The sequence below is a fragment of the Kordiimonas sediminis genome, assembly GCF_014656395.1.
In the GTDB taxonomy this organism is placed as follows: Bacteria; Pseudomonadota; Alphaproteobacteria; order Sphingomonadales; family Kordiimonadaceae; genus Kordiimonas_A; species Kordiimonas_A sediminis.
In genome coordinates this window covers 67,233-85,167 of sequence record NZ_BNCI01000001.1, presented here as the reverse complement: position 1 = coordinate 85,167, position 17,935 = coordinate 67,233, and the positions used below count along the sequence as shown (strand labels likewise).

The 17,935-nt window shown below is 49.5% G+C and carries 14 protein-coding genes; 4 read left to right on the top strand and 10 right to left on the bottom strand.

Going from position 1 to position 17,935, the window contains the following annotated elements; all coding sequences use genetic code 11:
• Positions 1 to 138 precede the first annotated feature (138 nt).
• Genes IE181_RS00330 through IE181_RS00320 form a run of 3 tightly spaced genes read right to left on the bottom strand, consistent with a single transcriptional unit; the run spans position 139 to position 5,702 of the window.
• On the bottom strand, positions 139 to 1,038 hold the full coding sequence (locus tag IE181_RS00330) for a helix-turn-helix domain-containing protein (protein ID WP_191249574.1): 900 nt from the start codon (positions 1,036 to 1,038) through the stop codon (positions 139 to 141).
• A 7-nt stretch (positions 1,039 to 1,045) separates the two neighbouring features.
• Positions 1,046 to 2,233: an amino acid aminotransferase gene (locus IE181_RS00325; RefSeq protein WP_191249573.1), complete on the bottom strand. Its 1,188-nt coding sequence runs from the start codon at positions 2,231 to 2,233 to the stop codon at positions 1,046 to 1,048.
• A 10-nt stretch (positions 2,234 to 2,243) separates the two neighbouring features.
• Positions 2,244 to 5,702, bottom strand: a complete 3,459-nt coding sequence (locus IE181_RS00320; RefSeq protein ID WP_444542926.1) for an indolepyruvate ferredoxin oxidoreductase family protein — start codon at positions 5,700 to 5,702, stop codon at positions 2,244 to 2,246.
• 123 nt (positions 5,703 to 5,825) lie between these two features.
• Between IE181_RS00320 and IE181_RS00315 the strand changes: the two genes are divergently transcribed.
• Positions 5,826 to 6,266: an Lrp/AsnC family transcriptional regulator gene (locus tag IE181_RS00315; RefSeq protein ID WP_191249571.1), complete on the top strand. Its 441-nt coding sequence runs from the start codon at positions 5,826 to 5,828 to the stop codon at positions 6,264 to 6,266.
• A gap of 29 nt (positions 6,267 to 6,295) precedes the next feature.
• Here the strand turns inward: IE181_RS00315 and IE181_RS00310 are convergent, their stop codons facing one another.
• From IE181_RS00310 to IE181_RS00280, 7 genes are all read right to left on the bottom strand, one after another.
• Positions 6,296 to 6,715 carry a CoA-binding protein gene (locus IE181_RS00310; RefSeq protein WP_191249570.1) on the bottom strand — a complete coding sequence of 140 codons (420 nt, stop codon included), beginning with the start codon at positions 6,713 to 6,715 and terminating at the stop codon, positions 6,296 to 6,298.
• A gap of 1 nt (position 6,716) precedes the next feature.
• Positions 6,717 to 7,520, bottom strand: coding sequence for an enoyl-CoA hydratase (locus IE181_RS00305; protein WP_229819032.1), 804 nt, complete (start codon positions 7,518 to 7,520; stop codon positions 6,717 to 6,719).
• 67 nt (positions 7,521 to 7,587) lie between these two features.
• Positions 7,588 to 8,610, bottom strand: a complete 1,023-nt coding sequence (locus IE181_RS00300) for a hypothetical protein (RefSeq protein WP_191249569.1) — start codon at positions 8,608 to 8,610, stop codon at positions 7,588 to 7,590.
• Between the two features lie 154 nt (positions 8,611 to 8,764).
• Positions 8,765 to 9,994, bottom strand: a complete 1,230-nt coding sequence (locus IE181_RS00295) for a glycosyltransferase family 4 protein (RefSeq protein ID WP_191249568.1) — start codon at positions 9,992 to 9,994, stop codon at positions 8,765 to 8,767.
• A gap of 138 nt (positions 9,995 to 10,132) precedes the next feature.
• Positions 10,133 to 12,127, bottom strand: a complete 1,995-nt coding sequence (locus IE181_RS00290; protein ID WP_191249567.1) for a tetratricopeptide repeat-containing sulfotransferase family protein — start codon at positions 12,125 to 12,127, stop codon at positions 10,133 to 10,135.
• A gap of 101 nt (positions 12,128 to 12,228) precedes the next feature.
• On the bottom strand, positions 12,229 to 14,646 hold the full coding sequence (locus IE181_RS00285) for a TonB-dependent receptor (RefSeq protein ID WP_191249566.1): 2,418 nt from the start codon (positions 14,644 to 14,646) through the stop codon (positions 12,229 to 12,231).
• Between the two features lie 215 nt (positions 14,647 to 14,861).
• The gene (locus IE181_RS00280) at positions 14,862 to 15,239 is read right to left on the bottom strand and encodes a DUF2794 domain-containing protein (protein ID WP_229819031.1); all 378 of its coding nucleotides are present in this window, start codon (positions 15,237 to 15,239) and stop codon (positions 14,862 to 14,864) included.
• Positions 15,240 to 15,403: 164 nt separating this feature from the next.
• On the opposite strand from IE181_RS00280, the gene IE181_RS00275 reads away from it, so the two are divergent.
• From IE181_RS00275 to IE181_RS00265, 3 genes are all read left to right on the top strand, one after another.
• A complete protein-coding gene (locus IE181_RS00275) occupies positions 15,404 to 16,102 on the top strand; it encodes a head GIN domain-containing protein (protein WP_191249565.1) in 699 nt (232 codons plus the stop codon).
• A 38-nt stretch (positions 16,103 to 16,140) separates the two neighbouring features.
• On the top strand, positions 16,141 to 16,857 hold the full coding sequence (locus IE181_RS00270; protein ID WP_191249564.1) for a head GIN domain-containing protein: 717 nt from the start codon (positions 16,141 to 16,143) through the stop codon (positions 16,855 to 16,857).
• Positions 16,858 to 17,227: 370 nt separating this feature from the next.
• Positions 17,228 to 17,923 (top strand): glutathione S-transferase N-terminal domain-containing protein, encoded by a 696-nt coding sequence (locus tag IE181_RS00265; protein WP_191249563.1) that lies wholly within the window; start codon positions 17,228 to 17,230, stop codon positions 17,921 to 17,923.
• Positions 17,924 to 17,935: the final 12 nt, after the last annotated feature.

Genomic DNA, 17,935 nt, shown 5'->3' with positions numbered 1-17,935 from the left:
ATTTTTGATATATTTAATATATTTTAGATATTAGGTGAAATTTAATGCAATCAATTACGTGTTTCACGCTAGTAAAAAAATCAATGGAAGGGATTAAATTTTGACATTTTTGGGCAATAATGGACGAAATTTGACCGTCTAGTATGGTAAAAGTGGATGACGCACATCATCCATTGCAGCAATTTCCTCTGCGCTGAAAGGAGGGTCATAATCATACGGGCACTGAACCTCCAGGATCAGACTGGATTTTACATTCTGGCTCAGGCTGCCAACGGTACTGGTGCAAATCAGACTAGAGATGCGCTGATCTTTTTCGGGGTTATACAGTTCAAGTAGGATGGAAGGCCGTTTGGTAAGATAGATATCACCAAGATTATCTGGCGTAGTCGACGCTTCTATGCCTACTTGTGTTGCTAGAATTTCAAGTAGGGCTTCGGCTTCTGGATCATATTCGAGAAGCAGTTCCTGTTTCAGGTTTGTCATGAATTTCTGTGCAAGTGCTGGCCAGTTCAGCAGGTAGGGGCGCCATCCCCGCTCGCTAAACGCTAAGCGGTAGATATTCATCAGGTCCGGATCATAGATGGCGTCGCCCAACCATTCCTGCCAGAAAACGACACAGGCCCTGTTCATCATTTTGATATTGCCTATCCTGTCACGGATCAGTGCAGGTGCGGCGCCTACTGTTTGCAACAACAGGCTTAGAGACTGATTTAAAAACTCACGCTCTTTGGCATCATCTTCAAGCAGATCATGCAGCGGGCGAAATCCCCCGGCGATCAACAGGTGGTTGGTGTCGCTTTTGGCAAGTTGCAGGGCGGTTGAAATGCGCAGAATCAAGTTCTGGCTGGGCCGCGTATGGCCGTTTTCCAAAAAGCTAATATGTTTGGAGGAACAATTGAGATCATATGCCAATTGTTCCTGACTGATTTTCTTGGTGGTACGCCAGAACTTTAGATATTTACCAAACGTATTGTTATCGGACGCCGACACTACACCGGCTTGCTCAGATTGTTGGTCTATATCCTGATCGTTTGTCATAGTGCCTTTAGCTAACGGCTTTGACTGCCTCTGCTATCCGGTCCACATTGTTTTTATGGGCACCGGCAAGATTGATTCTGCCAGACCCTACAATATAAACGGCATGATCGGTACGTAATTTTTCAATCTGTTCCTTGCTGAGGTCAAGGAAAGAGAACATGCCTTTGTTCTCTGTCAGATAGTCAAAGGAACCCGGCGCACCTGACGCTGTCAATGCACGGGACAACAAGGCCCGGCTAGTCTGGATGCTGCTGCAGATGTCTTTCAGTTCATTTTCCCAGTTTGTGCGCAGCTCTGGCGTTCCGAGAATATGTTCAACGATCGCCCCGCCGTGGGCAGGTGGCATGCTGTAAATGCCGCGGGCAATGGTTTTGATATGGCTTAGCGTTGCAGCCTGTTTATCTGCAGGTGTGACAGCAGCCACCATGCCGACGCGTTCGCGGTACAGTCCAAAGTTCTTGCTGCAGGACATGGCAAGCAACATTTCATCAACAGCATCTGCCATGCGGCGAATGCCGTAAGCATCTGCGTCCAGGCTTGTTCCAAGCCCCTGATAGGCGCTGTCGAGGAACGGAATCCATCCTTTTATCGACGCGCTTTCAGCAATTTGGTCCCACTGTTCAGGGGGTAGATCAGCCCCTGTCGGGTTGTGGCAGCAGGCATGCAAAAGGACAACATCAGAAGGTCCAAGGCCGTTCAGAACAGACATCATGGCATCAAAGTTTACACCGTGAGTGGCCCGGTCAAAATACGGATATGTTTCCAGTTTAAGCCCGACGCCACCGATCAGTGGCACATGGTTTGCCCAGGTTGGGTCACTGACCCAAACGGTCGCATCTGCATTCGCGGCCTTGATCAGTTGTGCTGCCAGATGCAGGGCGCCGCAGCCACCGGGGGTCAGTGCGCTTGCCACACGGCCAGCAGCTAAAACACTGTGATCTGCGCCGAACGCTTCCTGCTGCATCAACGTATTAAATCCCGGCGTGCCTTCCATGCCGATATAGGCTTTGGTCGTTTCAGACTGCAGTCGGTATGCTTCTGCCTTTTTGACCGCGTCAAAAATAGGCGTATGCCCGTCTTCGTTCATGTAGACACCGACACTAAGGTCGATTTTTCCCGGGCGGGTGTCAGCGCGGTACGCTGCCATCAGGCCAAGGATCGGGTCAGTTGGTAATTCGGTCAACGCGGTAAACATACGGATCTCCTTATGCGGCTTCTGAAGCCTGCACCTTTTTAAAGGCAGCTTTCAGGTTCGGCAGATTTTGTTGATAGTCTCTTAGCGCGTCTTCGAACACAGGTCCATACCCGCGAACCTCCAGAACGGCATTTGCCAGCGAAATTGCTGCATCGTGGTTCGCCGATGTCAGAGTATCGGTGATGTCAGCGACTAGTGCTTTATAGTCCACAAGCAGTTGGCGTTGGTGTTTGCGTTCCTGCCCGTATCCAAAAATATCGAAAGCGGTGCCGCGTATGGGGCGCAGTTTGGCAATAATTTTCAGGGCACCTTTCATCCAGGCACCAAACTCCCGTTTTTTCGGACGTCCGTCTGGTCCGGGCTTGCCGCCAAAAACTGGTGGGGCCATATGGAATTTCACCGCATAATCGCCTTCGAAGTTTTCAGCCAGTTCTTTTTCAAAACTGCCATCCGTGAACAGGCGTGCAACTTCATATTCGTCTTTAATAGCCATCAGTTTGAACAGGGCCCGTGCGACGGCCTCTGTAAGGTCGGATGATGAAGATACTTTTGCCTCCGCAGCTTTGACACTCTCAACGACTTTCAGATATTCGTTTGCATAGTCTGCTGACTGATAGTCGGTCAGGAATTCTTGATGATAGGCCATCAGGGCAGGCAGACTGGTATCAAGCGCAACTTCCGGCTTCGCACAGCCGTTGACAAAATCAGGATTTGCAAAAGACAGTCGGCCCCAGGTGAAAGCCTCCTTGTTTTTATCAATAGCCACACCGTTAAGCTCAATGGCTCGCATGATTGCATCAAGAGAAACCGGTATTAATCCCTGCTGCCAGGCATAGCCAGCCATCAGCATGTTGGAAAAGACACTGTCGCCCATCAACGTACGTGCAAGATGAGTTGCGTGGACAATTGTCAGGTTCTCTTTACCAACTACCTGTGCCAGAGTGCCCGTCCGCAAATCAATATTCATATCCGCATCACGGTTAAGGACATAATCGCCGGTCGGGATTTGTTCGTCATTCAGGGTTACCTTGGTCGTGTCTGTACCCAGAACCCGCATTGCAGCCGGGCCAGTTGCGACCACCATATCACAAGCGATAACCGCATCGGCCTGTGCACTTTCAATTCTGACCTGATTAAGCGTGTCCGGGGACTGAGCAAACCGAACAAAAGACAGGACCGACCCGCCTTTTTGCGCAAAGCCCATAAAGTCCAGAACACTTGCGCCCTTGCCTTCTAGGTGCCCGGCCATGGTCAGAATGGCACCAATGGTCACAACACCTGTGCCGCCAACGCCCGATACCAGTAAGTCATAAGCACCGTCGATCGTAGGCAGGGACGGTGCAGACAAGGCCGCTGCGGCTTGGTCAAACCCTGCGGCCTGCGTCACTGCGGGGCGCTTCAGGCTGCCTCCTTCAACGGTGACAAAGCTTGGGCAGAAACCATTGACGCAGGAAAAGTCCTTGTTACAGCTATGTTGATCAATCTGGCGTTTGCGGCCTGCCAGTGTCTCCTTGGGAACAATTGAGAGACAGTTACTCTGGACCGAACAATCACCGCAGCCTTCACAAACCCTGCTGTTGATAAAAGCACGTTTGGCAGGGTCCGGGAATGTACCCCGTTTTCTGCGGCGGCGTTTTTCAGCGGCACATGTCTGATCATAGATCAAAACCGATACCCCGGGGATTTCTCTGTACTGTCGTTGCAGCATATCAAGATCATCCCGATTATGGACTTTTACACCGCTAGGCAGGGGGATGCCGTGGTACTTTTCTGGCTCGTCCGTCAGGATAGAGATTGCCTCAACCCCTTCGGCGCGCACCTGTGCTGCAATTTGCGGGACAGAAATGGGGCCATCCACGGGTTGACCGCCTGTCATCGCAACAGCGTCATTAAACAGGATTTTATAGGTGATATTGGTCTTGGCCGCGACTGCCTGACGGATTGCCATATACCCAGAATGATAATAGGTACCTTCGCCTAAATTCTGGAAAATGTGGCCATTACCGGTAAATTTGGAACGACCAACCCAGTTGATGCCTTCACCACCCATTTGGATCAGGCTTTCCGTGTCACGGTTCATCCAGCTTGCCATAAAGTGACAGCCGATGCCTGCAAGCGCCTTGCTACCGTCGGGGACTTTGGTTGATCGGTTATGAGGGCAGCCAGAGCAGAAGTAGGGCAGGCGACTAACGTTTGTGACCGGCTCTACTTTTGAAACCGCACGCTGGAGGGCGCTAAGTTTATCTGATGTGTCCAGATCAAGGGTGGCTTTCAGGCGGGCGGTCAGGGCTTTTGCAACCAGTGCGGGGCTTAGTTCCCCAACCCACGGCAGCAGGGCGTTGCCGTGGCCATCTTCTTTACCGTAGACACGCGGCTGCGGTGCTGTCTGGTTTGCAAAGCAATATTCCTTGATTTCGCTTTCAATGATGCCGCGCTTTTCTTCGACAACAAGTATCTCTTCCTTGCCTTGCATAAAGTCCGTCAGACCCTGCATCTCAAGCGGCCATGTCATGCCAACTTTATAAATATCTATGCCGAGATCGCGACAAGCGCCTTCGTTCAGCCCAAGGAGGCGCAACGCTTCCATCAGGTCTAGGTGCCCCTTGCCAGTTGTTACGATACCGAAACGGGCGTTTTTAACGCCGTAGATGGTCTTATCGATCGGGTTGGCGCGGGCGAATGCTAGCACAGCTTCTTTTTTGACCACCATACGGTTTTCAATTTGCGGTCCGGGCAGATCGGGCCAGCGGTAATGCAGCCCCATGGGCGGAATTTCATAATCGTCCGGCTTCTTGAAAGTTGGCAGTTCTTTAAGTTCAACAGAGCCTGCGCCTTCGACGGTTTCGGAAATGGCCTTGAAGCCCACCCACATGCCAGAGAAGCGAGACAGGGCATACCCATACAGACCAAATTCCAGATATTCTGAAATGGAAGCGGGGTTAAGCGTCGGCATGAACCAGTCCATAAAGGCCACGTCTGATTGGTGTGCCATGGATGAAGAAACACAGCCGTGATCGTCGCCGGCAACAACAAGAACGCCGCCGTGCTGGCTTGAACCGTACGCATTGCCGTGTTTCAGCGCATCGCCAGCCCGGTCAACCCCTGGCCCTTTGCCGTACCACATAGAAAAAACACCATCGACGGTACGGTCAGGGTCCGTTTCTACTTGCTGCGTTCCAAGAACGGCTGTTGCAGCCAGGTCTTCGTTAATTGCAGGCAGGAATTCAATGCCTGATGCCTCCAAACGCTTGCTGGCACGCCACAGTTCCTGATCCACAGCTCCCAGTGGCGAGCCGCGATAGCCACTAATGAAACCAGCAGAATTGATGCCATCCCGTTTGTCCATCTGGGCCTGCATCAACAGGATGCGCACAAGCGCCTGTGTTCCAGTGATATAAATACGGCCCGTGGTCCGGTCGTAGCGATCATTCAGCGTATACTGTGTATCCAAAGGGGTCATTGTATCCAGCTCCGTCTCTCTTTGGGGGTAATTTTAGCACTAATTGCTGAATTATCTGATCAAATATCGACAGGTAAGGGGAAATTGTGCAATGAATAATTCATATAAATTATATTATGGAATAAATAATACATGCAGATTGATGATGTTGATAAAGCCATTCTGGATTGCCTGATCGAAGATGCGAAAATTTCGCATCAGCAGATAGGTGAAAAGGTCAATAGTTCGCAGGCGTCAGTATGGCGCAGAATCAAGGCTTTGGAAGCTGCGGGTATTATCGAGGGATATACGGTTCGGGTCAGTGACGAGAAAATGGGGTTTGAGCTGACCGCATTTGCGCTTGTAAACCTTAACAGGCATTCCAAGGACAATGTGGGAAAGTTTGAAACCGTGATAAAGCAATCGAAAGCGGTTCTGGAGTGTCATTCCATCACCGGGCAGGCAGATTATCTTTTAAAAATTCATGCGAGAAATATCCGGGATTACGAACTGTTTCTGAATGCTGAATTATTCAGCGCGCCTGGGGTTGAGCATGTGCACACCAGTATTTCCCTGCGGCAGGTTAAACGGTAACCTGACTTGAAGCCTATTAGGTTTAGAAATTAGAAAAGCCCCAGCCGACGCAGGCGGGGAATTTCAATTGCGGGACAGCGATCAATAATCATGGTGACCCCGGCCTTAGCCGCCATGTGTTCCGCGTCGGCATTTTTAACACCTAACTGTGTCCACACGAGCGGTGCGCCGATGGCGATACTGTCTTCCACGATGCCGGGCAGTGCATCTGACTGGCGGAAGACATCCACCATATCAACAGGCTTTGGTATGGCGTGCAAATTCGGGAATATCTCGCGGCCATGTAACGATTTGCCAGCGTGGCCCGGATTGACTGGATAGACATCATAGCCTTCCTGCAAAAGGAACTTCAGAACCCTATTACTGGGTCGGGATACATTGGGGCTGGCACCAACCAGTGCTATCGTCTTTGTTTTCTTCAGCCAGTGCGCGATATCTGCATCGTTCATGTTAAAGCCCTTTCCAGTGGGGCGCCCGTTTTTCAAAAAACGCAGCTACGCCTTCATCGCACTCCTCGGACATCATGGCTTGTAGCATGTCAAGACTGGCGATCTTATATGCCTGCTCCATGGTTTCTTCTATTTGATGATAAAAGGCCCGCTTGCCACTACTGATACCCACTGCAGATTTGGCCGCAATTTTCTGGGCCAGGCTTTCCACTTCTTCCCTAAGGGCAGTCGCATCAACGGCCCTGTTGATTAACCCGAACCGGAAGGCGTCTTCTGCGCTAAACATATCGCCGGTCAATGCCAACTCCATAGCATGTTTGCGGTGCATATTGCGGCCAATGCCGACAAGGGGTGTAGTACAGAATGTGCCAATGTTAACGCCGGGCGCGCAAAACTTTGCCTCGCTCTGCGCAATTGCCAGATCACACATCGACACCAGTTGACAGCCTGCTGCACTGGCAGTGCCCTGCACACAGGCTATGACCGGTTTGGGCGACCGTACCAGTGATAACATCATGTGGGCGCAGTCTGCCAGAATTGTAGATATGCGCTTTTCCGGATCGGGTTCGCATCCTTCTGTTTTGCCTGACATTTCTTTCAGGTCATGCCCGGCAGAGAAGACTGGACCGGCGCCAGTCAGAACGATGACGCGGACATCCGGGTCGTGTGTTGCCCTGTCAACTGCCTCCGTCAGGGCGCGGATCATCTTTGATGACAGTGGATTGCGTTCCTGTGGGCGGTTCATTGTTAACCACACAACATGGCCTGACATTTCATACAATACAAAGGGTGTATTATTTTGCACGGAACCTTCCTTCTGCTGTTCTCTCTATCACTTTGGAAATACCCTACAGGAGAGATTAGCATCAGGTCTATGACTTGTTAGCTTCTTGCTGTGCGGGGTGCGCTTGTTCAGTTGTTTCGGGTGGTGTGACAGGGGCCTCGTCTGGCAGCGCGGCTCCGGGTGTCTTGCGTAACCCCAATAGGCCAAAAACAATAATCACCAGCAAATTGGATATTTGGCTAAGGGCCGTGTTTGCAAGAAAAAGCCCTGCAAGGGCTGCTTCTGGTGTTGGGATGTAGGCGACAAGCGTTACGGCCAGCCCCAGCAAAATCAGTTCCTTGTTGGGCATGAAGGGGATGCGGGTCAGGACAAGCTTGGCTGCGATAAAGCCGACCCATGTCAACAGTGGCACTTCAGGCAGGATCAGGGACCACTGTGCAATCAGCAGGCTTTCAAACAGCATCATACGAAGAAAGTGCATCCCGGCAATGCGTCTTAGCTCTTTCCTTGAATGCTGCAAAATGCGTTTTCCAAACACCAATAGTATTGGCACAACCAATATGCCGACAGTAAGGGCTGCGGCAATATAGGGCAGAGAGGTTGGAATACCGTTCAGCAAAGTCTCCAGCCCGCCTGTGTACCAGAAAATCAAGACAATGAAGAAGGTTGCGGATGATGACACTGCGGCTGACAAAAGGGTGCTGTCTTTGACGATGGCGAAAATCTTATGCGCACCTAGGGTCAGGTTTCGCCGTCCCCACAAAAACAGGAAGGCTTCACCGCTGTAGCTTAATACCGCATCATTCAGGGCCTGCTTACGAAGAAAGGCAAAAAACAGGGCTTTGTCCGACGGCGCATGGGGTCGCCAGTGACGCCGGTAGATCAGCAATTCGCTCGTTGGGAATAAAAGAAAATTAAAAAGAAAAATAGCATAGAACAGAGGATTGGTTGGCAGGTTAGCCAACACGTCCCGCCAGCCCAGATCGGACAGACGCCCTAACAGATACCATACAAGCAAAACCAGCAGGGTTAGCTGTAGCACAGCGCCAATCTTTTTCGAAAGATCAGGATCAATGCTCGCGAGCAGGTTTCGCATGCGTACGAGGGGCACTGTCTGTTCTTTTCCTTGTTAGTGTTGCCAGCAGGGTCGTTATGTAACTTTCCTTTACCCCAGATGGGACGAAGAAGTACACCCCTGTTATCCGCACACAGCCCCGCATAGCTAATCTTCTACGGCTTTAAGTAAGGGATTGGCGTATTCCGCCTTAGTGGGCTCTTTCTTTCAGGGATAGCAGTTCCTGATAGTGGCTTATGACTTGCCCAAGAACAGACCGCCAGTTGAAGCTGAGCCCTCTGGCAATGCTCGCTTCTGAGAATTTCTGCCTGGTTTCCTTGTCGGTGATCAACATTTCGAGTTTTTCAGCAAACGCGGGTGCATCATCATGGGGCGCCAGATAGCCTGTTTCCCCGTCCACGACCAGAAACTGGCTACCGCACGCCTGCGCGCAGACCTGTGCTACACCGGACGCCATCGCTTCCAGGGTGACATTGCCGAATGTTTCTGTATTGGACGGGTTGAAGAAAATATCAGACGACGCATATGCGCGTGCCAGGTCTTCGCCGCTTTGAAAGCCAAGGAACTGGGCATGGGGCATACGCTCTGTGAACCATTCACGCTTGGGGCCTTCGCCGATCACAAGGGTTTTGAATTTTACCCCGCGGTCAATCAGGATATCAAGGGCATCAGCGAATGTATCCAGTCCTTTTTCCAATACGACACGGCCGACAAAAGTGATAACCACATCATCTTTGGCAAAGCCTTGTTTTTGCCGCCAGCTTTCATCCCGTTTGGTGGGGCTGTAGAGATCAAGGTCGATGCCGCGTGTCCATGTTTTCATCGGCACAATCACCCCGGTGTCCCGCAGAATATCTTCCATGCAGGGGGTAGGGATGAAAATTTCATCGCAGCTGTTGTAAACTTTGGCGATCTTGGATTCTAAATATTTCTCTAACCAGCCCAGCCGGTAATAGCTCAGATACTTTTCGAAGCGTGTATGCACGCTTGCGACAACAGGCAGGCTGCGTTTGCGGGCATAGCTAATGGCTTTTTGGCCCAGTATGTCCGGCGCAGAGATATGCACAATATTGGGATTGAACCGGTCAAGGTCGCGGATGATTGAGCGCGGCAGACCAATGGCAAGACGGTATTCATCCCTTAGCGGAATTGGAATAGACGGCACGCTTATAAGGGTGCCTGCCGGTTTGAAAGCCGGGGTAGAAGAGGTTGGTGAGTACACACGCACAGCAGCGCCCTGCGCTTCAAGAAAGGCAACCAGTTTATTCAGCGCCTGATTGGCACCGTCTTTCACATAGTTGTAGTTTCCTGAAAACAAAGCAATCCGTAGATTAGACGCAGAGGGTACTTCGTCACGATTTGAAGCGCTGGAAATAGATGTTTCCTGTGTCTTGTTTGTGTTTCTTCGCGTACTTACCATCAACACTCTTTCTGTAACAATCCCAAGCGTGCAGGATTATCTACACCTGACGATATAATAACAACTGAATTGTGACAGAAATGTTACGCTTTTGCGGAGTAATATCTCTCTTACCGCTTTTATGGCCTGGCAGGCTGATTAAATATCGTCAAAGCGGGCGAGTGTTGTATCACCAAGCGCATCCATAAGAGGTGTTAAATTATCGGCATAGTTATGCCATCGACCAATTCTTTTTTTATTAAGCGGCCCGGGGACCTGTTCTAAACTAGCTGTGCCGACTGCGCGATGATTAGTATGAAAGTTCAGACATTCTTCTTCAAACGGGATGCCGATGTACTCAAACAGGTTTTGAATGGTATCAGCTGGATTATTGATTAGCTGTTCATAGTGCACCAAAATCACCTTGTCAGATATAACCTCGTCCCAGTGATCCATAATTTGTAGATATCCGTTATAGTATGCTCCGATATGGTCCATATTATAGCTATAGTCGTGTCCTGCTACGAAATGCTGGGTATAGGCGCTGAGCCCGCAATCAAGCGGGTGTCTTCGGACATCAATAATGATGGCTTGCGGCAGTATTTTATGAATCAATCCGATCCGCTCAAAGTTTGGTGGTAGTCTATCAATGAAATAGGGCTTTCCGGATCGGTAGACAGCGGTCTCATCAAGATAGGATTGACCAAACCGTGACAGGTCAGCTGCACTGAAATACTCAAGAGACATAGGATAGCGGGCGCCAAATTCATTCCCTTTGATGGTAATACGCCGTTCAAGACTTGGTAGTGTTGTGAACGCTGTGGTGCTTTCAATCTTGCTGTGTGTTGCAAGTATCTGTTCAAGCAGGGTTGAGCCAGCCCTCGGCAAGCCTACAATGAATATTGGTGTTGGGCCTTCTGGCTCTGGGGTGGCCTGAGCCTGCAACATATCGGGTGTAAAGGTTGCACACAGCAGGTCGCAAAATTCCTGGTTTTTATTGGGGTCAAAGAAGATATCTGTTCGAAGGGAATTTGCCTTTTGGAACCAGTGAAATGCCATTTCATAATCATGGTCCTGCTCATAGGCCTTGGCCAGTGCGAAAGCAGCCAGACAACGCTGATCTTGATCTGCACTATAGTCATCGGCCAGCATTAGCATGCTGGTCTGGTCATCTTCACTAAATTGAAAGTTTTCAAAGTCAGCCAGTCCCCACCATCCTGCGCCATTTCCAGGGGAATTTGCGATACAGGCACGGTAGGCTTGTTCGCTTTCTCCGTAGCGCCCATGAATTTTCAGAAGATGCCCGCGTGTTTGGTCAATTGTGGCTTGTAGCTCCGGAGTTTCCGCTATCAGTTCGGCAGCTTTATCCAAGGCATTCAAGGCGTCTTCATATTGTCCAGTTTGCTCATAGGTTTGGGAAAGAATTAGCCAGCTATGACTGTCCGGACGCAGTTTCGTCAGTATTTTGGCTTCTATGATTGCAGGGATATAGGCACCGATCTTCTCCAGATATTGAATAAGCGATTGCCTGGTCCAATAGTTGGCAGGGTATAGATCAAGCGTGTTTTTCAGGATCTTGGTTGCCTGTTCGTAGGCGCCAACCGTGCCTGCCAGATGGGCAAGAACATAAGCCGCCCGTGGATGTCCCGGGACTTTGTCGAGCATGGACCGGGCAATTTTCTCTGCTTTGCCGTGGGCCTTTTCCTGCATGGCCCTATGAATATCCAGATAGTCTGCTTCCATGGGATCACAGGCTTCTGACTGGTCAAGACTGTTTCTTGCGTCGGTGAAGCGTTCCATTTCAAAGTAGAGTTTAGACAGATTGACCCATGCCTGATAAAAATCAGGATTAAGTTTGGTGGCAATTTCAAAATGCTGGGCGGCCTTTTCCCGTCGTTTTGCCCGCATCGCGGCATAGGCAAGGTCAGCATGAACCTGATAGGAGTTCGGCGCAATTTTGATTGCTTTCTCAAAATAAGAAAAAGCCTTATGCTGATCACCTGATGCCAGACAGGCAGATCCCATGAATGACAGGGCTGTCAGATCATTTGGTTCATCTCGCAAAAAAGCATCCAATCGGTGAATAGCGACATCAGTGCTTCCCATTTTGATCTGGGTTGCAACGGATTGATAAAAACTTTGATGCGCTGACATAGGCAAAATTCCGACTGTAAAATTATCTACTATAATTATCAGCTTAAGACACCATAGAGGGTGGTGGACCTCAAAAGGACCACCAATTTTTTAAGGATTTACTAGAAGTTAAAGTCCAGGCGCAGTGCGACTGTACGTTCGTCAATGTAAAATTCAGACAAAGTGTTACCGGACCAGTCACTACGACTACGAGAACGCGCGTAGCGGACCGCCTTTTTATCAAAGATGTTATTCACATGCAGGCTGATACGGGCATATTCATTGACCTGTATCCCGCCGGATAGATTGACAATTTGATAAGCTGGGGAAATATCCTCATCCTTCACATTGAAGTGTGATTTATATTTTCCGTATCCGGATACATCAATGCGGACAGAGCCTTCCCGTCCCCAAATTTCCAGTTCCTTATCCAGTGCTGCATAAAAGTTATATTTTGGCACCATGGTCATATCATCGCCGTCTTTCGCACCAAGCGCTTCTACATCAGATGTCATTTTCGAATCTGTATAGGAGAAGTTAGCAAGGAATTTCAGCGTATCGGTCAGAGAGGTTGTGCTCTCAAACTCCAGCCCACGTGACCGAGCGGATGCTGCATTCGCAGTATAGCTGAAGCCACAAGACGGCATGTAGACACTTGTCTGCACATCGGTCCAGTCAATCTGATACACAGCTGACGAGAACTGGAACTTCCGTTCAAATAGGAAGCCCTTCATACCTAGCTCGTAGTTTTTGATTTTGTCTGATGAATATCGGTCTACATACGAATCGATATTTTCATCATTGGCACAGTCATTTGGTGCGGTTGGGCCGTTATTACCACCCTGACGATAGCCTTCTGAATAAATACCAAAGACAGCAAATTCCTGATTTGGCATCCAGTTGACGCTGACTTTCTTCCGGGTACCATTTTCCCCGTCATCTGTGCGTGTGACACTAGGTTCAGCGCCGACCCAGATGCCGGATACTTCCGTATGGATTTTATCTTTCAGGTCATAATAGCGAAGGCCACCTGTGATTTCGAGCTTGCCACTATCGCCCAGGTCAAAGGTGTAGCTGGCTTCCCCAAATAGTGCCAATTCCTTCAGGTTGGTCTCAAACCGTGTAGCATTGTAGTTTTTGGTTGGGTCACCATACATATCTATGCCGATTTGTGTTGGATCACCAAGTCCCCAGTAATCGCCCCAAAGATAAGCGGCAATTGCACGGCTTTTATTGTCACTGGCGTGATACTGCCACTGCCAGGAATCGCTTGGTGCATAGTCAATTTCGTCATAGAACGCACCGACTGTCCATTCCAGCGGACCTTCGGAATTAGACTGAAAACGAATTTCATGGGTCCAGCGGTCGTAAGCATCCTGATCCAGAATCCAGGTGCGGAACATGTCGTTTGCATCAAAGCGTGACCAGCCGCCCTGGCGACCAGACGTGGTAAAGTCACGGTACGACCCGGCATACGACATATCAATTCCGTCGATCAGGTTATCCTTGTCGACGGTTAAGCCAAAGACATCCATATTGTATTCTGTATAATTATCTACCAAGTTCCAGACGGCAAATTCCGGGTTGTAGTCACCCATAATATTACCACCGGACTTACATTCAGGACGGGACGCTCCGGTAGGGCAGTTTGGAAAGTCGAATGCAACATCATAGCCGTAAGGAGCATCAGGGTTAGCCGTCAGGATTGCTTCATAATAGTAGCTCGGCGTGGATACATCTACAGCTTGATAAGTGCTGTCATAAAAGTCCTGATTGACATAGCTAAGATTTACGCGCGTTGTGTCTGACGGGGCCCACATAAGCTGAGCCCGGATAAATTTTTCTTCTTCTTCGCCGTTATGATCATTATAGACGTTGATAATCTTGCCCGCTTTGGACCCGCTGGAGCCAGATACGCGCAGGGCAAGTTTGTCTTCCATAATGGGCACGTTGATCATGCCGTATCCGCGGACTTCTGTCCCAGGACGGTGATGCTCTGTCTTAAAGAGAATTGATCCGCCCACTGACATTTCTGACAAATCTGGTTTTTTGGTGATGATCCGTACCGTACCACCGATGGCGTTGGACCCGTACAGTGTTCCTTGTGGGCCGCGCAGGACTTCTACACGCTCTACATCATACAGATCGGAGAAGTTTAGCGGAATGCCATCTGTGAAGGTACTTGTTGTGTTCGGTGTAGCATCGTTACCGCCACTGAGGCCCCGTAAAATCAGCTGACCCCGTCCACTGATATCCCCAACGCCTGGAGCAGCGGCACCGGCGATCGAGCGGTAAACATCTTCCTTGTTAATCAGGTTTCTTTTTGAAATTTCTTCCGCGCCTACTGCTGCGATGTTCATTGGAACTTCTACGATCAGTTCCTGTTTTTTTCGGGCGGTTACATAAACTTCTTCGATTTCAGTGACTGCGTCTGAATCAGATTCTGTTTGTGCCCATGCAGCAGGCATAAGCGTGGCAATTGCCACGCCGCACATCAGCGACCTATACAGGCCAGCTTTCGTGTAAGAACTTGCGTACATTCTTTCCTCCAATTTTTTAATGTTGTGTCCCCCCAACAGGACAGGTGGTGTCTTTCGCACCAAAGGGCCTAGACCATAGGTCGGTCTAATTGCCCTATGGTTTAGACACGCCAAGCCGCAGGAACCTCAGAAGTTTTAATAAATAAGTTTATGGGTGTGACTAAAATGCACCGCCTGTTGCCCGGGACAGCGGTAATTGTCAGGAAAAGATCGTTTTATTTCAGGTCTTTAAGGATCTTATTGTCAAAGTACCGCAGTAAGTGATCAAGGTTTTTGCCGCGTTTGACTATCTGGCCATTCATGCTGGTTATGCGCCATTGTCCCTGCTTGGCTGCAAGGGCAGGTTCTTTGATAATGCTGTATCGCGGTACTTCGCCTGTACGTCGGTGGATGGAGAAAATGGCAACGTCTTTTAACTGGTCAATGGCATAGTCTTTCCAGATGCCCGCCGAGACCATCCGGCCATATACATTCAGGATTTTCCCCAGTTCCTGTCGCAGGAAATAGACCCGGTTGACAGTCTTGCTGTGAGACTGCGCGGAGGTGTCTGAACCGCTGTGTAGATATATAAGTGCATTACTTTCCATCGGCATTAAGAATGCCGGACAAAATGGCTGAATTCAAGCCCAGATAATCAGGGGGTTGATTTTTCTAAAAATGAGCGCATATTAAGTGAAAGCTCTAAAAAGGGCTGGTTCGGCGCATAAAAAATAAAATGCCGGATACTATAAAAACGACATATAGCGAGGAGACTAAAATGATTTACACTACACGTGTACCTTCTTCATGGAAAGCAGCAGCAATTGTTGGCGTATTAGGCGTCGTGGGTTTGTCCACGGGCAGCGTCAGCGGTTTGTCTGCGCCGCAGGATGACCAGTATGTAACCCAGAAACGTGATCTGGATACGTTTGACGGTATTCTGGTAAAGGGTGCGATTGAAGTCATAGTAACCGCAGGTGAAGACCAGTCGGTTGAGGTTAGAACCCGTGCGGACCGTCAGGAAAATGTTAAAACCTATCTGGACGGCAGCACGCTTGTCATCGATATGGATAACCCGTCCCGCAAATGGTCTGACTTTTGGAATGAAACTGACGTTGATGTCACTATTTCTATGGAGACATTGAAAAAGCTGGACATCAGTGGTGCAGTCGACGGCAGGATTAAAAATCTGAAAACTGACACGTTTGAACTGGATCTGCGCGGTGCAGCTGACCTTGATATCGAAGGTACATGCGACAGTGCGATTTATGATGTCAAAGGTGCTGGTGACATTGATGCACGCGACTTTGAATGCGCCGAAGTGGATGTGCATGTCAAAGGTGCCGGGTCCGCATCTGTGTATGCCAGAGATGCCGTTGATGCGACAGTCAGTGGTGTTGGGTCAATCTCTGTTTACGGCAACCCCGACAAAGTCAATAAGTCTGTCGGTGGTATTGGTTCCATTTCTATCAAATAAGCAGACAGTGCTCTGACATACTAAATGGGAGACAGCAGATGAATAAGCTACTGGCGACATCGGCCTGTGCGGCCTTGGTTGTGGGCGCAGTCATGACAAATAGTCCCTTTGCACTGGCAGATACACCAACCACAACACAGGAACGTTCCGTATCTTCCTTTGATCAGGTGAAATTACGTGGTTCCATGGATGTAGAGATAAAAGTTGGTCCTGCACGCAGTGTTACCGTTATCGCAGACAGTGATATTATTGACCGGATTGAGACAGAGGTTGAAGGTGACGAGCTTGTGATTGGTCTGGAACGTGGTCATTCATACAGAAATATTCGAAAGATGCTTGTGAAGGTAACAGTACCGGATTTAACGGATGTTGACCTTACCGGCAGTGGTGACATGGAAATTACAGGCCTTGAACGCAAGGATTTCGGTATGAGCCTTAGGGGTTCCGGCGATATCACGTTGAAAAGTGCGGACGTGGATGACCTGGATATTAATCTTAAAGGGTCCGGCGATATAGTAGCCAGTGGAAGCTGTGATACAGTGACTGTAAACCTAGCAGGGTCAGGTGATATTGACGCACGCGATATGCGCTGTAAGTCAGCGGATGTGACCTTAAAGGGCTCTGGTGATGTGACCGTTTATGCATCGGATATGGCAGATGTGCTATTGCAGGGGTCAGGCGATGTCTCGGTTCACGGCGATCCTGATAAAGTATCCAGCAAAGTGCGCGGTTCCGGGGACGTAGAGGTCAGGTAAAATGGCCCACAAACCTTCTTCTGGGAATACCTGTCTGAAGGCTGTAATAAGAAAAGTATGCAAGCCCTGTTCTTCTGAATGGGGCTTTTTTTAGGGCTTTCTTTCTGTCCCAAATAGGGGGGTATCTCCTGCCCAAATCTCGCCTTATTTAAGCCACGGCTCGGCCTAAGTCGGGGTCCACAGTTTCATTGTTGGCCTCAACTGGTCCAGTCTTTATATGCGGTACTATAACCCTAGCCCCCTTATCCGCATGTTACCCCCAGACTGGACCAGTTTTTATTTTGACATCCCTATCTGCTACCGTCACTTTAGTTTGCCTGTAATGGCAGTACGGCTCGTACCGACCAACCCACATTAAGGAGGCAGAGGGATGATCCAGTTATATGAATTATGTGGTAAAGACAGGGATACTGTGTTCAGTCCATTTGCCTGGCGGGTTCATTTGTTCCTGCAGCATAAAGGCTTGTCGTACACATCAGTTCCAACGCGCTTTCTGGAAAAAGAAAAATATGCGCCGTCAGGCTCCAAAACAGTGCCGGTATTGAAGGATGGGGATACCTGGGTAGCCGACAGCTTTGTAATCGCGCACTATCTGGACGACACCTATCCGGAGGCCCCGCTTTTTGACAGCGCAAGTTCGAGAGCACAGGCATATTTTCTTAATGACTGGATTGCTCGCACTGTCGTCAGGCCATTATTCCCGATGATCGTCGTTGATATTGTGCAGGAGCAAACAGAAGACTGTGCTGACTATTTCCGTCTTAGTCGGGAAAAGTTTCTTGGCTGTACGCTTGAAGATGCGCAAGCGACGCGGCCAGAGGCACTGCCGGTGTTCAGGCAGTCTTTGCAGCCACTTCGTAAGGCGCTGGCGGATAATGCGTTTTTGTGCGGCCCAACCCCTGCATGGTTTGACTATGCCGTGTTTGGAACTCTGATGTGGCCACAAGTAATTAGCGACATCAAGCTTTTCGAAGAGGATGATATTTTGAATAGCTGGTTTGGTCGTATGATGGATTTGTTTGACGGATATTGTCGGAAAGCGAAAACAGTTCATCGTTCCGGATAAACTTGTTGTCCC